The organism is Curtobacterium oceanosedimentum, assembly GCF_020297365.1.
In the GTDB taxonomy this organism is placed as follows: Bacteria; Actinomycetota; Actinomycetes; order Actinomycetales; family Microbacteriaceae; genus Curtobacterium.
In genome coordinates this window covers 1-18,973 of record NZ_JAIXIG010000031.1, presented here as the reverse complement: position 1 = coordinate 18,973, position 18,973 = coordinate 1, and the positions used below count along the sequence as shown (strand labels likewise).

Sequence of the window (18,973 nt, the reverse complement as noted above, 5' to 3'; positions counted from 1 at the left end):
ACCCGTGTCAGGGTGCCCGCGGTTCAACCGCTTCGAGCACACCACTCTTGCGTGTTTCACGCAAGTCATCTAGCGTGTTTCGTGCACGCTGCCGGCACCCGGCGGCACCGGCCACCGAGCCCGAGGAGGGGTCCGATGTCGTACCGCCTCGCCGCGATCGCTGACGACCTGTCCGGAGCGGCCGAGGTCGCCGCGGTCCTCGGCAACGGGTCGGCGACCGTCGCCCTCACGCTCCCCGCGGCGCTCGAGCACGTCGCGCGCTCCTCGTCCGATGTCGTCCTCGACTGCGACACACGAGCGCTCGACCCGGACTCGCGCCGCGCCGCCGTCGCGCAGGCAGCGCTGCGGATGCGTGCGGCAGGAGCGCCGGTCCGGCTGGTGAAGACCGATTCGCTGCTGCGCGGTGGCGTGGGAGACGTCGTCGACGGGCTCACCGACGCCGGTGCGCACGTCGTGGTCGCCTCCGCGCTCCCGGCACTCGGACGGACGGTCGTCGACGGTCGGCTCCTCGTGCACGGCAGACCGGTGGCGGACGCAGGACTGCACGGCCTGGAGGCCCGGGTCGTCCCCGGTCCGCTGGCTGCCGTCGGACAGCGAGCCCGGTCCGTCCCGCTCGCGGTCGTCCGTGCCGGCGGCGACGCCGTCCTCGCCGCGGTCGACCAGGCGCACGGCGCCGGCGAGGTCCCCGTGCTCGACGCCGTCTCCGACGACGACCTCGACCGGATCGCAGCGGCGCTCGACGGCGCCGACCGCACGATCCTCGGTTCCGGCGGCATCGCCGCGGCCGTCGGCCGCCTCCGCGGAGCGCCGCACTTCACCCCGGGCGTCACCGGGCCCGGCGACCGGTCCCTGCTCGCCGCAGGACGTCAGCCCGTGCTGCTCGTCGTGGGGACGGCCAGCGCGGAGGCGACCGCGCAGCTCGAGGTCCTCGCGGCGAACGGTGTCCCGGTCGTGCCGGTGCCCCGCGACGTCCTGCTCCGCGCCGTCGACCGCCGCGAGGTCGACGACATCGACCACCCTGCGCTCCAGTCGGCACGGATCGCGTTGCGCAGTGGGAGCGCCGCGATCTGCGTCGAGGACCGGCACGAACCGCTCCCGCACCTCGCTCGGCGCCTCGCCGACGGCCTCGGCATCGTGGCCGCCGCCATCAGCGGGCGTGCCGCCCTGGTGCTGACCGGTGGGGAGACGGCTCGATCCGTGCTCACCCGCCTCGGGATCACGACCATCGTGCCGGAAGGTGCCGTCGAACCCGGGTGCATCGCGTCCCGCACGGACGATGGTCGCCGCGTGGTCACGCGACCCGGCAGCTTCGGGACCGTCACCAACCTGCTCGACGCCGCCACGTTCCTCCAGGCCGGCTCGACCGACCACCCCGCAGCCGGAGGCCGTGTCGAAGCGGCGCCAGCCGCACGAACCGAAAGGCAGCACTTGTGATGAACGCCACTCCGATCGTCGCCGTCACGATGGGCGACGGGGCCGGTGTCGGCCCAGAGATCGTCGTCGAGGCCGTCGTGTCACCGGACGTCCTGGCCGTCTGTCGGCCGGTCGTCATCGGCGACCTCGGTCGCCTCCGACAGGCCGCGGCGATCCGGGGCGTCGAGGTCACGTTCAACGTCGTCACGGACGTCGCGGACGCGACGTACCAGGACGGCGTCGTCGACGTGGTTGACCTCGGACTGCTCCCCGAGGACCTGCCGTGGGGGCAGCTCTCGCCGGTCGCCGGCGATGCGGCCTTCCAGTACATCCGCGTCGCGTGCGAGGCAGCGATCGCCGGGAAGGTCCAGGCGATCTGCACGGCCCCGTTGAACAAGGAGGCCCTGCACGCCGGCGGTCACGTCTTCCCCGGGCACACCGAGATGCTCGCGGAGCTCATGGGCATCGACGAGGTCTCGATGATGCTCTCGACCCCGAAGCTGAAGGTCATCCACGTGACCACCCACGTCGGCCTCATCGACGCCGTCCGGCGGATCGAGCCCGGGCTGGTCGAGCGGACCATCCGACGAGGCAACGAGGCCCTGGTCCGTGCCGGGAACCCGCACCCGAAGATCGGTGTCGCGGCGATCAACCCGCACGCCGGCGAGAACGGTCTGTTCGGCCACGGCGAAGAGGCAGAGAAGATCGCGCCGGGCGTCGAGGCGGCACGCGCCGACGGGATCGACGCCGTCGGGCCGCTGCCTGCCGACACCCTGTTCTTCCTCGCCGGTCGCGGGGACTACGACCTCGTCGTCGCGATGTACCACGACCAGGGCCACGGCCCCGTGAAGGTGCTCGGGATCGAGGCCGGCGTGAACATCACGGTGGGCCTCCCGGCCATCCGCACGTCGGTCGACCACGGGACGGCGTTCGACATCGCGGGCACCGGCAAGGCCGATGTCGCTAGCATGATCGAGGCGCTCCGCCAGGCGGCCGAACTCGCCCCGACGTCGGGCGCGATGACCTCGTCGCAGGGCGCCTGACCCGTCCTCAGTCCCTGCCCGTCCGGAGGTGCCCGGTGTCGATCTCGGCCAGAGCGCGGCGTGAAGCCATCGTCACGCTAGCCACGACGGTCGGACTCGCGAGCGTCGACGAGCTCTCCGAGCGGTTCGGGGTCACGGCGTCCACCATCCGGCGTGACCTCGCGACCCTGCAGGAGCAACGGAAGCTCACCCGGACGTTCGGCGGCGCGATGGCGGTGGCGGCGCACCCCGAGGCATCCCTGCGACAGCGGCTCGGCGAGCACTTCGAGGCGAAGCGCAACATCGCCCGCCGGGCCGCTGCCACCGTGGCCCCCGGCGCGTCACTGTTCCTGGACAACGGCTCGACGGTCGCGGCCTTCGCCCATGCACTGCCGGTCGACGCGGACCTCACCGTCACCACCACCAGCGTCGGGGTCATCACCGACATGGCCGAGCGTGACGACGTCCGCCTCGTCGCGCTCGGCGGCGAGTACCGGTCGCTCAGCAACGGGTTCGTCGGACCCCTGACGGAGGCGGCGCTCGAGTACCTGACGTTCGACGCGGTCTACCTCGGTGCAGATGCGGTGTCGCCGGAGCGTGGGATCTGCGAAGCGGACCTCGCGCAGATCCGGCTGAAGGAACTCATCGCTCGTCGCGCGGCGGCGGTGTACGTCCTCGCCGACTCGTCGAAGCTCGCACAGTCCGAGTTCCACGCCTGGACCCGACTCGGGAGCGGGTGGACGCTCATCACCGACGACGGCATCGCACCGGACCTCATCGAGCGCTTCGGGACCGCGGGCGTCTCGGTCGACACCGCCTGATCCCTCCCTCGCCGCCGCGTCAGGCCTTGCAGACGACCCGCCAGTCCGTGACGACCCGCCGCAGTGCGTGGTACGCGGGCGTCGGTTCGCCGTCGTCGTACACGAAGTCGTGGCCCTGCTGCAGGGAACCGTCGTCGTCGACCCACCAGTCGTACCGGTCGTCCACGCCCCACGTCGTGTAGGAGACGCAAGCCTCGGAGTGCAGGCAGGTCTCGAGGACCGTGGCGTACTGCTCGGCCTGGGCCTCCTGCCCCTCGTCGTCGGTGACGTCGTTCTCCGAGATCCGGGCGATCAGCCCGGCGTCCTCGACGTTGTCGAGCGTGGTCTCGAGGTCGTCGGCCGAGATGGCGTCGGTGTCCAGGTGGTACACGTGCGACTGCAGGCCCACGCCGTCGATGTACCCGCCACGGTCGTTCGTGTCGTTCGCGAGCTGGAGCAAGGCGTCCTGTCGGGGCCCGGGCACGTCGGCACCGTTCTCGTTGATGAACTGGCGGACGTCGGGGTCTGCGGCCTGGACGGCCCGTGAGACGACGACCGGGTAGGTCGACCCGAAGACCCGGTACCAGACGTTCCGCTGCAGGCTCGTGCCCTGGTCGACGTCGAACGGCTCGTTGACCACGTCGAGCGAGTCGAGCTTGCCCCGGAAGTGCGTGACCACGGTGGTCACGTAGTCGAGCAGGACCTCGGCGCTGGCCGCGCGCTGCTGCTTGGTGCCGGTGGGCAGGTTCCGCATCCACCGCGGCATCGCCTCGGTGAAGGCGATCGTGTGGCCGTGCACGGCGATGCCCTTGCGCTGCGCGAGGTCGACGATGGCGTCGGCCTCGGCGAACCGGTACTCGCCCTGCCGCGGCGAGAGTGCCTGCGGCTTCATCGCGTTCTCCGGCGTGAGGGCGCCGAACTGGCCCACGAAGTGCTCCGCGTACTGCGCGTCCGAGGCGAGCGGGCCCAGCGCGACGGCCGCGCCGACCAGGAAGTCCGGGCGGATGCGCTCCGCACGGGCCTGCAGACCGTCGGCGGCCGGTTCGGCGTCGGACGCGACGGGACCCGCGGTGGCCAGGGACGAACCAGCCGGAGCCTCGGCGATGAGGGAGCGCACGGTGAAGGACCCCGCGTCGCTCGACAGACCCAGCCAGAGCTCGCCCGAGTCGAGGACCTCGCCGACCGGCAGGGTGGCCAGCGTCCGACCACCGCTCGCCACTGCGAGCTGGTCGCCGGTGCGCTCGACGGAGAGCTCCGCCTCGGGGTCGGCGACCGTCACGTGCTCGTCGCGCGTCGGCTGCGGGTCGGTCACGTCCTGCTGGTCGGAGCCGTCGAAGACCGCGATCCGCAGGTCGTCGCCGCGGAGCGTGAGCCGCACACCGGCCGGCTCGATCCGGAACTCGTCGGCGATCACCGGCGGGCTGTCCGACAGGGTCAGGGTGGCGTCGGCGGTCACGTCCGTGAAGGTCGTGCTGAGCGTGAAGTCGTCCGGGGCCGACAGGTGCGTCCCCGCGAGGTTGAGCGGCGGGTCCGGCTGGCCGCCGCTGCCGTCCTGCTCGACGATGGTCCTGCCCGTCGCGGTCACCCGGAGCACGTCGTCCGCCGCGACGATGCCGGACACGTGCCGCCAGTCCTGCTGCAGGACGTCGAGGACGGTGCGCCCCGCGGACGGCGACGGCGACGAGCTGCAGCCCACCAGCGCGAGGACGATGCCCGCGGCCGCGACGCCGACGAGTCGACGGCGGGCGGCGGTGCGCGTCCCGCTCCGCGGTGACGTGTCGTGGTCGGCGGCGGACACCCGCGCGTCCCCGTGGAGGTGGCTCATGATGCGAAGGTAGCGGAAGTCGGTGCCGGGGACGCGTCGCGGGCCCGGCCGACCCGTGCCGGTCAGCCGGTCGGCGACGAGAACAGCACCGCGAGCACCGCGACCAGGCCGATCACCACGATGGCGAGGTCGAGCACGGCCAAGGTGAGGAGCCGGGCCCGCTGCAGCCGCACGGTCGTCCGCACCACGACCATCGCGGCGAAGACCACGACGACGAGCGCCAGTGCCGGCCATCCGATGCCCGGTGCGCGGATCGCCATGAAGACCATGACGACGGCGACGAGCGCGGCCGTGACGGCTCCCCACACGAGCCAGTTCGACCCCGAGGCCGTCCGGAGCGCGGGCTGGTCGCCGACCCGGGTGGGATCGGTGCGGCGGGACTGTTCGTCGGACACGGCCGTGACGGTACGCGGCGGACGCTGCGCACGCGCACGCCTCCGCCTGCACCCGCACCGGCTCCTGCTCACGCCTGCGCACCCGCCGACGCCCGCGCGCCCGCCGGAGCCATCCCGCGCGCCGGCTGCCGCGTCCGCGAGAGGATGGGGCGTGCACTCCGCGACGACCCTCCTCGACGCCGTCGTGCGGCACGTCGACGCGACCGGGTTCCGGGCGCACGGCGTGCACGTCCGCACGGCCGACGACACCGCCGAGCACCACTGGACCCCGGACGTCCGGCGGCAGGTCCACTCCGTCGCGAAGGCCGTCTGCGTCCTCGCGACGGGCATCGCCGCCGACGACGGCCTGGTCGACGTCGACGAGCCGATCGCAGCGACGCTCCCCGGCACCGCGCTCGGCGAGGGCGTGGACGCGGTCACGCTCCGCCACCTGCTGACGATGACGAGCGGCATCGACATGCCGTGGTCGCCGACCGAGATGACGGACTGGCCGGACCTGGCCGCCGAGTTCCTGCGTCGGCCGTCGCGTGGGCGCGTCTTCCAGTACGCGAACGCGAGCACCTACACCGCGATGCGCGTGCTGGCGGAGCGGGTCGGTGACGTCGGTACGTTCGTCTCCCGCCGCCTGTTCGCACCCCTCGGCATCGAGGATTTGGCCTGGCAGCGCTGCCCGAACGGGTACGTCGTGGCCGGTGAGGGCCTGGCGATGCGCACCGAGGAACTCGCGCGCATCGGTCGACTCGTCCGCGACCGCGGCGTGGTCGACGGGCAGCGCATCGTGGGTGCGCGGTGGTGCGACGCGATGCACGGCGACTGGGTGGAGCGCGAGGGGACCGGCCCCGGGTACGAGCGGTACGCGATGGCCGGCTGGGACGGCCCGGGACGACTCTGGCGACTGCACGGCGCCCACGGCCAGATGCTGCTCTTCGACCAGCCCGACGCAGCCCAGCCCGACGCAGCCGAGCCCGACGCAGCCCATCCCGACGCAGCCCAGCCCGGCACCGTCGTCACGGTCACCGCCGACGACCACTTCGGCGCCGACGCGCTCGCCGCCTTCGTCGCCGACGAGCTGGCCCGGCAGGACCCCCGCCGGTAGCGACGGCGACGACACGACCTGCACCCCGAGCCCCCGCCGCCGTGCGAGGATCGATCAGTGCAGCAGCAGACGCCCGTCGCGATCATCATCGCGGCCATGAGCGAAGAGGTGTCCGCGTTCGCCGACCTGTTCGGCGGTGTGCCGATCCTGGACGGCCCCGTCGGCGGACACGACCCGCACCAGCTGCTCGACATCGGTGGCGCGGTGGTCGCGGTGCGTCGCAGCGGCATCGGGTTCACGAACGCCACGGCCGCCGTCGCGCACGGGTTCCACGACTTCGGATCGGGCATCCCGGTGATCAGCGTCGGCACCGCCGGCGGGCTCATGCGTGGCGTCGCGATCGGCGACGTGGTCGTCGGCGACCGGTACGTCAACCTCAACGCCGACGCCACGGCGTTCGGCTACGCCCTGGGGCAGGTCCCGGGGATGCCGACCGGGTACGCACCCGACCAGCGCCTGGTGGACCTCGCCACCGCGTCCGACGCCGGGTACCGGATGCGCTCGGCGACCATCGGCTCGAGTGAGGTCTTCGTCACCGAGGACCGTGCCCGCACCATGCGCGTCGCGTTCCCCGAGGTCGCCGCGGTCGACATGGAGTCCGCGGCGATCGCGCAGTTCGCCCACGTGCACGCCATGCCGTTCGTCTCCGTCCGCTGCATCAGCGACCTGTGCGCGCCGGACGGCGCGGAGTTCCGCGAGCACCTGGACGGCGCCGCGGCGCGCGCCGCGCGCGTGGTGCACGACGTGGTGCTCGGCCTGCGTCCCTGACGGAACCGCCCACGGCGGTCTGCCTGGAGGCGCGGATCACCGCAGCCGGTCTGCCGGCGGTGATCCGCGCCTCCGGTCCGGACCCACCGGTGGACTGCGTTCCCCGGACGTTCGTGACGGATCGCGTACCCGGATCGGAGCCGCTCGCTAGCCTCCAGTTCGGGGGATCGACGAACCACGGCCAATCACACAGGGAGATCAGCCATGAGCGCCTACACGAGCGACGACAACGTCGAACCGGCACGAATCACCACCTTCAAGCGCGTCCGCAAGCAGTGGCGCCGGACCGGTGAGGTCGGCTACGTCCACAACGGCAGCGACTTCTTCCGCGACGACGCTCCGGAGGCGGTGGAGCGCTAACCACCGGTTGCTCCTCGTGCCCGCCAGGACCCGTCCTGGCGGGCACGCGTGCGTCCGGGGTCCGGTCCGCGCATCAGCCGCCGAGCTGCTCCAGCAGGTACGGTGCCGTCCGGCTGGTCGGCGACGCGGCGACCTGGTCGGGGGTGCCCGACGCGACCACCCGGCCGCCCTCGTCGCCGCCGGACGGCCCCATGTCGATGACGTGGTCAGCACCGGCGACGACGTCCATCGCGTGCTCGACCACGACGACGGTGTTGCCCGCGTCGGTCAGCCGGGCCAGCTGGGCGGACAGCAGCTCGACGTCCGCCGGGTGCAGGCCCGTGGTGGGCTCGTCGAGCAGGTAGAGCGTGTGGCCGGTCCGGGCGCGCTGCAGCTCGGTGGCGAGCTTGATGCGCTGCGCCTCGCCGCCGGACAGCTCGGGCGCGGGCTGTCCGAGTCGCAGGTAGCCGAGGCCCACCTGCTGCAGGGCCTGGAGTGCGCGCCCGGCGGCGGGGAGCTCGGCGAGGAAGGGCGCGGCCTGGTCGACCGTCATGCCGAGCACGTCGGCGATGCTCGCGTCGTGCCAGCGCACCTCGAGCGTCTCCTGCTGGTACCGCGACCCGTGGCACTCCGGACACGGGGCCCAGCTGCCGGGCAGGAACAGGAGCTCGACGGACACCGAGCCCTCGCCCTGGCAGACCTCGCAGCGCCCGCCGGCGACGTTGAACGAGAAGCGGCCGGCGGTCCAGCCGCGGGCGGCGGCCTCGTCGGTAGCGGCGAAGGCGGCCCGGACGGTGTCGAACAGGCCGGTGTAGGTGGCCAGGTTCGACCGCGGGGTGCGCCCGATCGGCTTCTGGTCCACCTGCACCACCCGGTCGACCAGGGGGTGGTCGGTCGCGACTCCCGGGAGCACGCCGCCCACGAGTGACGACTTGCCGGACCCGCTGACGCCGGTGACGGCGGTCAGGACCCCGAGGGGCAGGTCGACGTCGAGGCCGCGCAGGTTGTGCAGGGTGAGGTCGCGGAGTTCGAGGGTGCCGACGGGCGTGCGGGTCGTCCGCGCTCCCGACGGCCGACGCGGCTCGAGGTAGCGACGGGTGACGGACGCCTCGACCTCGGCCAGACCGGCGACTGGTCCGCTGTACAGGACGGTGCCGCCGCCCGACCCGGCACCGGGGCCGACGTCCACGATCCAGTCGGCACGGCGCACGATGCGCATGTCGTGCTCCACGACGAAGACGCTGTTGCCGCCGGCGCGCAGGGCGTCGAGGACGTCGACCAGGGACTCGGCGTCCGCCGGGTGCAGGCCGGCGCTCGGCTCGTCGAGCACGTAGACGACGCCGAACAGGCCGGACCGGAGCTGTGTGGCGATGCGCAACCGCTGCGTCTCACCGGGGGAGAGCGTCGGGGTGGCCCGGTCGAGCGACAGGTAGCCGAGGCCCAGGTCGACCAGGACCTCGACACGGGTCAGCAGGTCGCGCGAGATCGCGACGGCGACCTCGGTCCGCTCGCCCGACGACGCCCGCGCCGTGGCGGGTGCGGCGTCGGTGATCGCCGCGATCGGGCGCAGGACGTCGGCGAGCCCGGTCAGGGGCAGCCCGTTCAGGTCGGCGATGGAGTGGCCGCCGACCGTCACCGTGAGGGCGGCCTGCGTCAGACCGGTGCCGTGGCAGAGCCCACAGGGCCCGGACTCGACGAACCGCAGCACCTTGGTGCGCTGGGTCTCGCTCTGCGAGTCGGCCAGGGTGTGGAGCACGAACTGCCGGGCGCTCCAGAACCGGCCCTTGTACGGCTTCGCGACGCGGTCCCGCTTCGGGTGCACCTGCACGACGGGCTGCTCCTCGGTGAACAGCAGCCAGTCGCGGTCCTGTTGCGGCAGGTCGCGCCACGGACGGTCGATGTCGTACCCGAGCACGGCGGTGACGTCGCGCAGGTTCTTGCCCTGCCACGCGCCGGGCCAGGCGGTGATCGCGCCGTCGCGGATGCTCAGCGACGGGTCGTGCACGGCGGAGGCCTCGGTGACCTCGTGCGCGGTGCCGATCCCGTGGCACCGGGGGCAGGCGCCGGCGACGGTGTTCGGCGAGAACGCGTCCGACTCCAGCCGCTCGGCGTCGGCCGGGTAGGTGCCGGCGCGCGAGAACAGCATGCGCATCGAGTTCGACAGGGTCGTCATGGTGCCGACGGTGGAGCGGGAGCTCGGAGCACCGCGTCGCTGCTGCAGGGCGACGGCCGGTGGCAGTCCGGTGATGCTGTCGACGTGCGGCGTCGAGCCCTGTGCGATGAGGCGCCGGGCGTACGGGGCGACGGACTCGAGGAACCGGCGCTGGGCCTCGGCGAAGACGGTGCCGAAGGCGAGCGACGACTTGCCCGACCCGGAGACCCCGGTGAACGCGACGATCCGGTCGCGGGGGATGTCCACGTCGACGTCGCGCAGGTTGTTCTCGCGGGCGCCGCGGACGCGGATGAGGTCCTGCGGGCCCGGGTGGTCGTCGGACGTGGTGGGGCGAGGGGCAGGCATCCGCCCGATCGTAGGCGCGAGCACTGGGAGGACGGGTGCCGCGGTGGTCGGGAGGCGCTGTGGTCTGGAGGCGCGGTGCGGGCTGGCGCCGTGCCTCCTGTCCGTCGCGTTCTGCGTTGGGCGACAGTGCGCGCCCGTCCGTGCCCGTGGGGTGTCGGCCACCCCCGTGTCGACGGGGCCGGCGGTGTCGGGAGCACGTGAGTCGGCCCGGGCCACGTGTTCGCGTGGTCCGGGCCGACTGGGGTGGTGCGGGGGTGTTACTTGATCTGCGCGGTGATGGTGGCGGTGCCGACGAGGAGGCCGCGCTTGACGGCGTCGGTCTTGAAGGTCTGGTTCAGCAGGCCGGCGGCGTCTTCGGAGATGTGGACGGTGGTGCCGGTCAGGATGGCGTTGTCGCCCTCGAGCTGGAGGGGCTTGAGGGTGCCGCCGTGCAGCTCGAACAGGAACGCGTTCGGGGCTGCGACCTTGCCGTTGACGAGGACGTCGCCGTAGAGCTTCGAGGAGCCGGGGTTGACGACGAAGTTCTCGAGGGTGACGGTGGTGTCGCCGGCCTTGAGGGTCAGGCCGGAGTCGTCGTGGTTGAGCAGGCCCTGCACGTAGGGGCGGTAGTCGCCGTCCGGGGACCAGTAGGTGACCGAGCCGGAGGTGATCGGGAACGACACGGAGCCGTCCTCGAGGGTCGCATCTCCCGAGACGCCCGGGGTGAGCTTCAGGGCGGTGAGGGCGTCGGTGAAGCCGGAGTCGAGCTTGACGGCGGTGGAGCCGCCGAGGACCTCGGGGACGGAGGCGACGGGGGCGGGGATCTTCGACTCGGACGAGGACACCGTCTGCACGTTCGGGGTCGAGGCCTGGGCGGAGGAGATCCCGAACGCGGCGCCGCCGAGGACGAGGGCGCCGGTGGTGGCGAGGGTGATGGAGGTCTTGAGGCTCTTACGCATCGTGATCAGTCCTTTACGGTTGTCGCGCTCGGCGCGGCTGCTGGGTGCGCGCCGAACACACCCTGGTGCAGGGTGGAGAACCAGCGATGTGCGGCTGGTGAGCGCTCCGGGTGTTTCCCGGTCGTTGCAGGTGATTCGGCACCCTCCCGTGCAGGGTTTGGACCGATCTTGCGTCGTTACCGTTCTGTGATCTCCGGGTCGTCCGACGCGGTCAGAACGCCTTGCCGGGGTTCAGGGTGCCGGCCGGGTCCAGTGCGTCCTTCACCGAGCGGTGCATGGCGACCACACGCTCGCCCAGCTCGACGCGCAGCCCCGGCAGCTTGAGCAGCCCGACCCCGTGTTCGCCCGTCACCGTGCCGCCGAGGGCCAGGCAGTCCGCCACGATCGCGTCGAACGCGACCTTCGCCCGGGCCTTCGCGGCGTCGTCGCCCTCCGGCGCGATGATGAGCGGGTGCAGGTTGCCGTCGCCGGCGTGCGCGATGTTCGCGATCGTGACCTCCTGCGCGTCGGCCGTCGCCTGGATCCGCCGGAGCATCTCGGGCACGGCGCTCCGCGGCACGCAGATGTCCTCGGTCAGGACCGGGCCGAGCCGTTCGAGCGCCGGGTAGGCGAGCCGCCGGGCCTGGAACAGCCGGGCGATGTCGTCGGGGTCGGTGGCCCGCTCGACGTCCGTCCCGCCCGCCTGCGCGAAGATCGCTGCGACACGGTCGGCGAGCTCGTCACCCGCCGCACCGCGCTCGTCGACGCGGGCCAGCAGCAGCGTGTCGACGTCCGACGGCAGGCCGAGGTGCATCCAGTCGTCGACCGCACGCAGGCAGGTGCGGTCGACGATCTCGAGCGCGGCCGGCACGATGCCGGCGCGGGAGACCGCCGCGACGGCGTCCCCCGCGGCACTCAGCGACGGGAAGTAGCCGATCACGGCCCGTTCGTCGCGGCCGGCGAGGGGGAGCAGCTTCACGGTGACCGAGACGACGATGCCGAGCGTGCCCTCGGAGCCGACCATCAGCCCGGTCAGGTCGTACCCGGCGACGCCCTTCGCGGTGCGCCGACCGAGCTCGACGACGGAGCCGTCCGCCAGCACGACCGTCAGGCCGAGCACGTAGTCCCGCGTGACCCCGTACTTGACGCAGCAGATGCCACCGGCGTTCGTCGCGACGTTGCCGCCGATCGTGGAGATCGCCGAGCTCGCCGGGTCCGGCGGGTACCAGAGGCCGTGCTCGGCGACCGCGGCGCGCAGGGCGTCGTTGATGACCCCGGGCTGCGCGACGGCGTACCGCTCGTCCGTGTTCACCTCGAGCACGGCGTCCATCCGTTCGAGGGACAGCACGATCGACCGGTCCATTGCGTTCGCACCGCCGGACAGGCCCGTGCCGGCGCCGCGCGGCACCACGCGCACGTCCGACGCAGCCGCCCACCGGACGGCGGTGACCACGTCGTCGGTGCTCCGGGCGAGGACCACGGCGAGCGGTGTCGTCGAGTCGGCCCACTCGGCGTCGTCGTGCCGGTACCGCTCGAGCGACGCCGGGTCGCGCAGGACCTGGTCGGACCCGAGCAGGAGTCCGAGGGCGGCGGTGTCGACGGCGCCCGGGCGGGACGGGGTGGTGACGGTCATGCGGTGCGGGGTCCTTCCGGGGCGCGGTGCTGCGGTGCACGGGTCGGGTCCGTCAACGGTACGCCGCTCAGTCCAGGCAGAACTCGTTGCCCTCGACGTCCTGCATGACGATGCACGACTCGTCCGTCTGGTCCGCGAGCATGCGGCGGACCTGGGTGGCGCCGAGTGCGACCAGACGCGCGCTCTCGGCGTCGAGTGCCGCGAGTCGTTCGGCCCCGACCATGCCCGTGCCGACCCGGACGTCCAGGTGCACGCGGTTCTTGACCGTCTTGCCCTCCGGCACACGCTGGAAGAACAGCCGGGGTCCGACGCCCTCCGGATCGACGCACGCGAAGGCCGATCCCCGGTGCTCCGGCGGCAGCGACCGGTCGAACTCGCCCCAGTCGGCGAAGCCCGGTGGGGGAGGCGGCACCACGTACCCCAGGACCTCGCACCAGAACCGGGCGACTCGCTCCGGCTCCGCGCAGTCGAACGTCACCTGGACCTGTCGCACCGTCGCCATGCGGAGAGGATACGACTGCCGGTCGGTCGTGTCCCGGTGGGTGGTGACCGTCACGAACCCGGGCGCCGGCTGGCGACAGGGGTGTCGGTCAGTGCTGCTTGCCGCGCAGGCGCCCGATCCCGAGCACGATGCCCACGACGACCATGCCCAGGACGAGCCCGACGACGGCGGAGACCGCGGTGTCGGCGATCCAGACGACCACGGGTCCGGCGGCCTCGAGGCCGTGCTCGATCGCGTGCAGCAGGTCGAGCGGCCCGTGCCAGAGCGTCTCCGCCAGGTTCGCGACGACCAGGTGTCCACCGACCCACAGCATCGCGACCGTGCCGATCACGCTGATCACCCGGAACACCATCGGCATGGCGCGGACGATGCGGGCCCCGGTGCGACGGGTACTGCGCGACGGGTTCTTCATCATCTGCAGCCCGATGTCGTCCACCTTGACGAGCAGGGCGACGGCGCCGTACACGACCGCGGTCATGAGCAGCCCGATCACCGCGAGGGCGCCGAGCCGCGGCCAGAAGCCGAGGTCGGGGTCGAGGCCGTCGAGGGCGATGAGCATGATCTCGGTGCTGAGGATGAGGTCGGTGCGGACCGCCCCGAACACGAGCTTCGGCTCGGTGACCGGCCCGGCCGAGGCGCCCTCGTGGTGGACGCCGAACCACTCGGTGACCTTCTCGGCGCCCTCGAAGCACAGGTACGTGCCACCGATCAGCAGCAGCCACGGCAGCACCCACGGCGCGAACGCCGACAGCAGGAGCGCGAGGGGGATGATGATGACGAACTTGTTGAACAGGCTGCCGAGGGCGATGCGCCCGACGACCGGCAGTTCGCGGGCGGGCTCGAGGCCCTGCACGTACTGGGGCGTGACGGCGGCGTCGTCGATGACGACCCCGGCGGTCTTCGCGCTGGCCTTGAGGGCTGCGGAGAGGATGTCGTCCACCACGGCGAGCAATCCGACTGACATGTGCTGTGTTCTCCGCTCGTCCTGACCTGTGACCGTGCTCAGCGTAGTGGTCGCCGGGCACCCTGAACGCAGCCTCGGCGCCGCCCGTAGGCTCGCGTCATGTCTGACTTCACCGCCGCCCAGGCCGCCGTCGTCCGGATCGAACGCGCCGAGGAAGGACGCTGGGACCTGACGATCATCAGCGACTCCGGCGTGAAGATGGGGCACGGCGTGTACCTGTTCGACGCCGCACACGACGACGCGCAGGACGAGCAGGCGGCGGCACTGGACTTCGTGCGCGACTACGGCTTCCGCTTCGAGCGCGACGCCGTGCAGGCGGACGGGCCGGACGCCTTCTGGGCACCGCTGCTGCCGTCCGACCAGCAGTAGCGGCGCGGGGCGTCAGCGCGCCGACGCCTCGAACCCGATCAACCACGTGACGCCGTGCGCGTCACGCACGGTGCCGTCCCAGTCGCCCCACGGTCGCTCCTGCAGGGGGTCGACGACGACGCCGCCCTCGGCGAGCTGGTCGAACCACCGGCGCAGCACGTCCGGCGCCGCCGCGCCCAACAGCGAGAACAGCAGGCCGGTCGCCGCGAACGGGCTGTCCGTCCCGCTGGCGTCGGCCGCGAACAGCGCGAGCTCGCCGGTCAGCTGCCCGTGGGCGACCGCGTCGGCCGGTCCGTCCGTGCGCGAGAAGTCGGCGTAGGTGGCGATCTGCACCTCGCCGCCGAACACGCGCTGCCAGTGCTCGAGGGCCTGGCGCGCGGTGCCGGGGAGCTGGAAGTACGGAGCGGGTCCCGTCGCGTTCATGCCCGGACGATACCGCCGCGACGCCGACGCGTCACCCCGCGGGTTCGACGACGTCGAACGCGCGCCGGAGGATCCCCACGACGTCGGTGTCGTCGCCGGTCGCCCAGGTGGTGACGGCCACGTCGAAGCAGCCGAGTGCCGCCTGCACCAGGACCTGCGCGCGGAGGCCCGCGTCCCGACCGCTCAGGTGCTCGACGGCGATCGGCGTCAGGGCGTCGGCCCAGGCCTGGTGCTTCTCGAGGTTCCGGGCGCGCAGCGACGGGGTGCTCGTCATGACGCGGACGGAGCGGCGTCCGGTCTCGGCATCGTCCTCGCTCCCGCTGCCCAGCATCTCCGCGAACGCCTCGCGGAGGGCGTGCCAGACCGGTGCGCCGTCGACGTGCCGGCGGAAGGCGCCGACCAGGGCGTCGCGGTGCCGGGCGGGATCGCCGATGATCGCGTCCTCCTTCGCGGGGAAGTAGCGGTGGAAGCTCCGTGCCGAGATGCCCACCTCGGCGGCGACCTGTTCGACGGTGACGTTCTCGAAGCCGTCGCGGTCGAACCGCTCGACGGCGACCGCGGCGATGCGCGCGCGGACCGCTTCACGCGTGATGTCCCGCAGGCCCGTTCGTGTCTCGCTCACGCAGATGATCGTACTCCGTTGGCACGTTCAGCCTGATGTGGCAGAGACTGACAGTTGGGGCGTACAGTGCCAACGTACGCACCACCAGTACGACGTCACGAAAGGACGATGACCATGCAGCAGCGCACCCTCGGCCGACAGGGCCTCACCGTCAGCGCCATCGGCTACGGCGCGATGGGGACCACGTTCGCCTACGGCCCCGGCGACGACACCGAGTCCATCGCCGCCATCCGGGCGGCACACGAGCTCGGTGTCACCCACTTCGACACCGCGGAGCTCTACGGATGGGGGACCGGCGAGCGTCTGCTCGGTGCGGCGCTCGCCCCGATCCGCGACCAGGTGACCATCGCCACCAAGTTCGGGTTCACTCCGCCGGCCTACGCGCCGGACTCGCGGCCCGAGCACGTGCGGCAGGTCGTCGACGCGAGCCTCCGGAACCTCGGCACGGACTCCATCGACGTGCTCTACCAGCACATCCACGACCCGGCGGTCCCGATCGAGGACGTCGTCGGTGTGATGCAGGAGTTCGTGCAGGCGGGGAAGGTCCGGTACCTCGGGCTGTCGAACACCGATGCCACGCAGATCCGACGCGCGCACGCCGTGCACCCGATCTCCGTGCTGCAGACCGAGTACTCGGTGTTCTCGCGTGAGTCCGAGGAGCTCTTCCCGACCGTGGACGAGCTCGGCATCGGTCTCGTCGCGTACTCGCCGCTCGCACGCGGGTTCCTGAGCGGCGCCGTGCAGCCGCGCGACGCCTACGCTCCCGACGACCTCCGCCACCAGCTCGAGTGGTGGGCGCCCGAGCACTTCGAGGCGAACGTCGCCGTCGTCGGCGAACTCACCGCGATCGCCGAGGACAGGGGCGTCCGCCTGTCGCAGCTCGCACTGGCGTGGATCCTGGCGAAGCGCGATGACGTCGTGCCGATCCCGGGGTCGCGGAACACCGCCCGTGTCGCGGAGAACGCGGCGGCAGCCGACGTGGTGCTGTCGGCGGACGAGGTGGCACGCATCGACGCGCTGTCACGCGACGTCCGTGGGAAGCGCGCGATGGGCTGACCGCACACCGCGTCGGGTGGGAGGCCCGTTTGCGGGTCCGCACCGCGCCTCCCGTCCGTCGCTGGTCGCGGCCACCGCCGTCAGGCGAGCAGGGCGAGTGCCCGGTCGACGACCGCCTCGGGGTGCCCCTCGCCGTGCAGCGCCCACCAGGTGAGCGCGGCGCTCGCGCCGGCTGCCAGCGCGTGGGCGCGGACCGTCACGGTGAGGTCGTCGGTCGTCACGCCGTCCCGGTCGGCCACGAACCGGACGATCTCGTCGGTCAGGCCGGACACGGTCGCGGCTCCGACGTGCTCGAGCGACGGGTTCGCCCGGATCACCCGGAGTCGGTGCCGGGTGACCTCGACGGCGTCGTCCGGGAAGGTCGCCCCGATCCGGTACGCCGCACGGAGCGCCTCGGACGAGGGCTCGTCGGCGGGGCGGTTACGCAGGGCGCCACGGAACCGCTCGGCGAACTCGTCGAGGCCGCCCCAGACGAGCGCCGCCTTGTTCGGGAACAGCCGGAACAGCGATCGACGGCTCACCCCCGCCGCTGCGGCGACGTCGTCCATCGAGACCGCGTCGAAGCCCTGCTCGTCGAACAGGCGCAGTGCGACGAGGGACACGGCGTCGGGATCGATCGTCCGCGGGCGCCCGGCCGGGCGGTCGCTCGTCGTGCTCATGGAGTCCTTTCGGCACTGAGTGCTACAACTGTCGTGGCGCAGCGAGCGCCTCTCAGTGAGGAGACGACATGACAGACACCACCGCCGGACGGTTCACCGGCAGGACCATCATCGTCACCGGGGCGGGTTCCGGCATCGGGCGCGCCACGGCGACGCGCATCGCGCACGAGGGCGGGCGCGTCATCGCGACCGACGTCGTCGCGGAGCGGCTCGACGCCCTGCGCGCCGAGCTCGCGAGCATCGACGGGCTCGCTCTGGAGACGGTCGTCGGCGACGTCGCCGCGAGCGGGACGATCGACGCGCTCCTGGCCGCGGCCGGTGACCGGGTGGACGGGCTGGCCAACGTGGCCGGCATCATGGACGCGTTCCTGCCGCCGGACGAGGTCGACGACGCCACGTGGGAGCGGGTCTTCAGTGTCAACGTCACCGGACCGATGCGCCTGACGCGTGCCGTGCTGCCGCTCATGATCGCCGCCGGCACGGGCTCCGTCGTGAACGTCGCGTCGGAGGCCGCGTTGAAGGCCTCCGCCGCCGGCGCCGCCTACACGTCGTCGAAGCACGCGATCGCCGGCTACACGAAGAGCGTCGCGTTCTTCCACGGGCCGCAGGGCATCCGCGCGAACGCGGTCGCTCCGGGTGCGGTGGCCACGAACATCGAGGCTCCGATGCGCAGCGAGTACGCCGCCGGTCGGGTCGGCCCGATCATGCAGACGACCATCCCGCCGGTCGCGCAGCCCGAGCAGCTCGCGGCCGCCATCACCTGGCTGCTCAGCGACGACTCCGCGAACGTGAACGGTGCCGTGCTGCCGAGCGACGGGGGCTGGTCCGTGGTCTGACCGTTGCTGCGGCGCGGGACGCCGTCGTCACGTCGAGACGCCTCCGGAAACTGGGGCGTCTCGACGACTCCACGGCGTCGGGCGGACACGACGGCGTGTTCGCAACCCGGCCACCTGACGGACAGGAGGCCCGTGGCGGCGCCGTCACGGGCCTCCCGTCCGCCTTCTGCCACGCCACGGCGAGCCAGCGGCCGGCGGCTCAGGAGACGAGCGCCACCATCTCGCGCACCACGGCGCGGAGCCGCTCCGCGAGCTCCGCGTTCGACGTCACGGTGTCGCGGTGCGCGACCTCGCTGAGCGCCGACATCACCAGGGTCACGGCGGTGCGGGCGGTCTGCTCGTCGGCGCGCGTCCCGACGACGCTGAGCAGTGACTGTCGCGACTCGGCCATCCACCGCATGACCATCGCGGACATCTCGGGCCGCAGGACGAGCAGCTCCTTCGTCCGCCGACGGTCCTGCGACAGCGGGACGGTCGACGCCACGAGCGAGCAGACGTCGTCGACGAGCCCGCCCTGCGCGTCCGAGAACCAGGTGGCCGCCGCCTCGGGGACCTCGACCGAGTCGAGGCCGAGGGCCGCGTGCGCCTTCGACGAGAAGTAGTTGAAGAAGGTTCGCGGCGAGACGTCGGCGTCGGCGCAGATCTGCTCGACGGTGACGCCGTCCAGGCCGTTCGCGGTCACCAGGGTCAGCGCGGCACCGTGCAACGCCTGCCGGGTCTGCTGCTTCTTCCGCTCCCGCAGCGTGCACGGGGCTGCGGTGTCCGGCGTCTCGAGGACCGGCGGCGCTGCGGGGGTGGGCACGGTGTGCTCCTGGG

The 18,973-nt window shown here is 72.6% G+C and carries 20 protein-coding genes; 9 read left to right on the top strand and 11 right to left on the bottom strand.

Annotated elements, in window-relative coordinates; genetic code table 11:
* Nucleotides 1–135 precede the first annotated feature (135 nt).
* From LEL83_RS13440 to LEL83_RS13430, 3 genes are read left to right on the top strand one after another with little or no spacing between them, the layout of a single operon-like run.
* Complete coding sequence (locus LEL83_RS13440; protein WP_225559189.1) at nucleotides 136–1,434, top strand: four-carbon acid sugar kinase family protein; 1,299 nt, start codon at nucleotides 136–138, stop codon at nucleotides 1,432–1,434.
* Nucleotides 1,434–2,456 carry a 4-hydroxythreonine-4-phosphate dehydrogenase PdxA gene (pdxA, locus tag LEL83_RS13435; RefSeq protein WP_225559188.1) on the top strand — a complete coding sequence of 341 codons (1,023 nt, stop codon included), beginning with the start codon at nucleotides 1,434–1,436 and terminating at the stop codon, nucleotides 2,454–2,456. The genes LEL83_RS13440 and pdxA overlap by 1 nt, the downstream gene beginning before the upstream one ends.
* A gap of 35 nt (nucleotides 2,457–2,491) precedes the next feature.
* Nucleotides 2,492–3,256: a DeoR/GlpR family DNA-binding transcription regulator gene (locus tag LEL83_RS13430; RefSeq protein WP_225559187.1), complete on the top strand. Its 765-nt coding sequence runs from the start codon at nucleotides 2,492–2,494 to the stop codon at nucleotides 3,254–3,256.
* 19 nt (nucleotides 3,257–3,275) lie between these two features.
* On the opposite strand, the gene LEL83_RS13425 is transcribed toward LEL83_RS13430, so the two are convergent.
* A complete protein-coding gene (locus LEL83_RS13425) occupies nucleotides 3,276–5,060 on the bottom strand; it encodes an endo-1,4-beta-xylanase (RefSeq protein WP_225559186.1) in 1,785 nt (594 codons plus the stop codon).
* Between the two features lie 62 nt (nucleotides 5,061–5,122).
* Entirely contained in the window at nucleotides 5,123–5,455 is a 333-nt protein-coding gene (locus tag LEL83_RS16305) for a hypothetical protein (RefSeq protein WP_225559185.1), read from the bottom strand.
* Nucleotides 5,456–5,606: 151 nt separating this feature from the next.
* On the opposite strand from LEL83_RS16305, the gene LEL83_RS13415 reads away from it, so the two are divergent.
* The 3 genes from LEL83_RS13415 to LEL83_RS13405 all read left to right on the top strand — a co-directional run bounded on the left by LEL83_RS13415 (nucleotide 5,607) and on the right by LEL83_RS13405 (nucleotide 7,679).
* A complete protein-coding gene (locus LEL83_RS13415; RefSeq protein WP_225559184.1) occupies nucleotides 5,607–6,551 on the top strand; it encodes a serine hydrolase domain-containing protein in 945 nt (314 codons plus the stop codon).
* Between the two features lie 57 nt (nucleotides 6,552–6,608).
* Nucleotides 6,609–7,319: a 5'-methylthioadenosine/S-adenosylhomocysteine nucleosidase gene (gene mtnN / locus LEL83_RS13410; protein WP_198657753.1), complete on the top strand. Its 711-nt coding sequence runs from the start codon at nucleotides 6,609–6,611 to the stop codon at nucleotides 7,317–7,319.
* Between the two features lie 204 nt (nucleotides 7,320–7,523).
* On the top strand, nucleotides 7,524–7,679 hold the full coding sequence (locus tag LEL83_RS13405; RefSeq protein WP_198657754.1) for a hypothetical protein: 156 nt from the start codon (nucleotides 7,524–7,526) through the stop codon (nucleotides 7,677–7,679).
* A gap of 73 nt (nucleotides 7,680–7,752) precedes the next feature.
* On the opposite strand, the gene LEL83_RS13400 is transcribed toward LEL83_RS13405, so the two are convergent.
* The 5 genes from LEL83_RS13400 to LEL83_RS13380 all read right to left on the bottom strand — a co-directional run bounded on the left by LEL83_RS13400 (nucleotide 7,753) and on the right by LEL83_RS13380 (nucleotide 14,192).
* Nucleotides 7,753–10,176 carry an excinuclease ABC subunit UvrA gene (locus tag LEL83_RS13400; protein WP_225559183.1) on the bottom strand — a complete coding sequence of 808 codons (2,424 nt, stop codon included), beginning with the start codon at nucleotides 10,174–10,176 and terminating at the stop codon, nucleotides 7,753–7,755.
* A gap of 257 nt (nucleotides 10,177–10,433) precedes the next feature.
* On the bottom strand, nucleotides 10,434–11,114 hold the full coding sequence (locus tag LEL83_RS13395; protein ID WP_198657756.1) for a hypothetical protein: 681 nt from the start codon (nucleotides 11,112–11,114) through the stop codon (nucleotides 10,434–10,436).
* 211 nt (nucleotides 11,115–11,325) lie between these two features.
* The gene (locus tag LEL83_RS13390) at nucleotides 11,326–12,726 is read right to left on the bottom strand and encodes an FAD-binding oxidoreductase (protein WP_225559182.1); all 1,401 of its coding nucleotides are present in this window, start codon (nucleotides 12,724–12,726) and stop codon (nucleotides 11,326–11,328) included.
* 67 nt (nucleotides 12,727–12,793) lie between these two features.
* Nucleotides 12,794–13,228, bottom strand: a complete 435-nt coding sequence (locus tag LEL83_RS13385) for a VOC family protein (protein ID WP_225559181.1) — start codon at nucleotides 13,226–13,228, stop codon at nucleotides 12,794–12,796.
* Nucleotides 13,229–13,316: 88 nt separating this feature from the next.
* Nucleotides 13,317–14,192, bottom strand: coding sequence for a DUF808 domain-containing protein (locus LEL83_RS13380; protein ID WP_198657761.1), 876 nt, complete (start codon nucleotides 14,190–14,192; stop codon nucleotides 13,317–13,319).
* Between the two features lie 99 nt (nucleotides 14,193–14,291).
* On the opposite strand from LEL83_RS13380, the gene LEL83_RS13375 reads away from it, so the two are divergent.
* A complete protein-coding gene (locus tag LEL83_RS13375) occupies nucleotides 14,292–14,561 on the top strand; it encodes a hypothetical protein (protein WP_198657762.1) in 270 nt (89 codons plus the stop codon).
* A gap of 12 nt (nucleotides 14,562–14,573) precedes the next feature.
* Here LEL83_RS13375 and LEL83_RS13370 read toward each other — a convergent pair whose 3' ends face one another.
* Complete coding sequence (locus tag LEL83_RS13370; protein WP_198657763.1) at nucleotides 14,574–14,984, bottom strand: VOC family protein; 411 nt, start codon at nucleotides 14,982–14,984, stop codon at nucleotides 14,574–14,576.
* Between the two features lie 31 nt (nucleotides 14,985–15,015).
* Nucleotides 15,016–15,606 (bottom strand): TetR/AcrR family transcriptional regulator, encoded by a 591-nt coding sequence (locus LEL83_RS13365; RefSeq protein ID WP_225559180.1) that lies wholly within the window; start codon nucleotides 15,604–15,606, stop codon nucleotides 15,016–15,018.
* Nucleotides 15,607–15,714: 108 nt separating this feature from the next.
* On the opposite strand from LEL83_RS13365, the gene LEL83_RS13360 reads away from it, so the two are divergent.
* Complete coding sequence (locus tag LEL83_RS13360; protein WP_225559179.1) at nucleotides 15,715–16,662, top strand: aldo/keto reductase; 948 nt, start codon at nucleotides 15,715–15,717, stop codon at nucleotides 16,660–16,662.
* A gap of 80 nt (nucleotides 16,663–16,742) precedes the next feature.
* On the opposite strand, the gene LEL83_RS13355 is transcribed toward LEL83_RS13360, so the two are convergent.
* A complete protein-coding gene (locus LEL83_RS13355) occupies nucleotides 16,743–17,321 on the bottom strand; it encodes a TetR family transcriptional regulator (RefSeq protein WP_225559178.1) in 579 nt (192 codons plus the stop codon).
* A gap of 68 nt (nucleotides 17,322–17,389) precedes the next feature.
* Between LEL83_RS13355 and LEL83_RS13350 the strand changes: the two genes are divergently transcribed.
* Nucleotides 17,390–18,157 carry an SDR family NAD(P)-dependent oxidoreductase gene (locus LEL83_RS13350; RefSeq protein WP_198657765.1) on the top strand — a complete coding sequence of 256 codons (768 nt, stop codon included), beginning with the start codon at nucleotides 17,390–17,392 and terminating at the stop codon, nucleotides 18,155–18,157.
* 199 nt (nucleotides 18,158–18,356) lie between these two features.
* Here the strand turns inward: LEL83_RS13350 and LEL83_RS13345 are convergent, their stop codons facing one another.
* Complete coding sequence (locus tag LEL83_RS13345; protein WP_225559212.1) at nucleotides 18,357–18,959, bottom strand: TetR/AcrR family transcriptional regulator; 603 nt, start codon at nucleotides 18,957–18,959, stop codon at nucleotides 18,357–18,359.
* Nucleotides 18,960–18,973 lie beyond the last annotated feature (14 nt).

Bases quoted from the DNA above. Each gene is read 5' to 3' on its own strand.
- LEL83_RS13440 (WP_225559189.1), top strand. From the start codon at position 136: ATGTCGTACCGCCTCGCCGCGATCGCTGACGACCTGTCCGGAGCGGCC.
- pdxA (WP_225559188.1), top strand. From the start codon at position 1,434: ATGAACGCCACTCCGATCGTCGCCGTCACGATGGGCGACGGGGCCGGT.
- LEL83_RS13425 (WP_225559186.1), bottom strand. From the start codon at position 5,060: ATGAGCCACCTCCACGGGGACGCGCGGGTGTCCGCCGCCGACCACGAC.
- LEL83_RS13405 (WP_198657754.1), top strand. From the start codon at position 7,524: ATGAGCGCCTACACGAGCGACGACAACGTCGAACCGGCACGAATCACC.
- LEL83_RS13400 (WP_225559183.1), bottom strand. From the start codon at position 10,176: ATGCCTGCCCCTCGCCCCACCACGTCCGACGACCACCCGGGCCCGCAG.
- LEL83_RS13395 (WP_198657756.1), bottom strand. From the start codon at position 11,114: ATGCGTAAGAGCCTCAAGACCTCCATCACCCTCGCCACCACCGGCGCC.
- LEL83_RS13390 (WP_225559182.1), bottom strand. From the start codon at position 12,726: ATGACCGTCACCACCCCGTCCCGCCCGGGCGCCGTCGACACCGCCGCC.
- LEL83_RS13385 (WP_225559181.1), bottom strand. From the start codon at position 13,228: ATGGCGACGGTGCGACAGGTCCAGGTGACGTTCGACTGCGCGGAGCCG.
- LEL83_RS13380 (WP_198657761.1), bottom strand. From the start codon at position 14,192: ATGTCAGTCGGATTGCTCGCCGTGGTGGACGACATCCTCTCCGCAGCC.
- LEL83_RS13375 (WP_198657762.1), top strand. From the start codon at position 14,292: ATGTCTGACTTCACCGCCGCCCAGGCCGCCGTCGTCCGGATCGAACGC.
- LEL83_RS13370 (WP_198657763.1), bottom strand. From the start codon at position 14,984: ATGAACGCGACGGGACCCGCTCCGTACTTCCAGCTCCCCGGCACCGCG.
- LEL83_RS13360 (WP_225559179.1), top strand. From the start codon at position 15,715: ATGACCATGCAGCAGCGCACCCTCGGCCGACAGGGCCTCACCGTCAGC.
- LEL83_RS13355 (WP_225559178.1), bottom strand. From the start codon at position 17,321: ATGAGCACGACGAGCGACCGCCCGGCCGGGCGCCCGCGGACGATCGAT.
- LEL83_RS13350 (WP_198657765.1), top strand. From the start codon at position 17,390: ATGACAGACACCACCGCCGGACGGTTCACCGGCAGGACCATCATCGTC.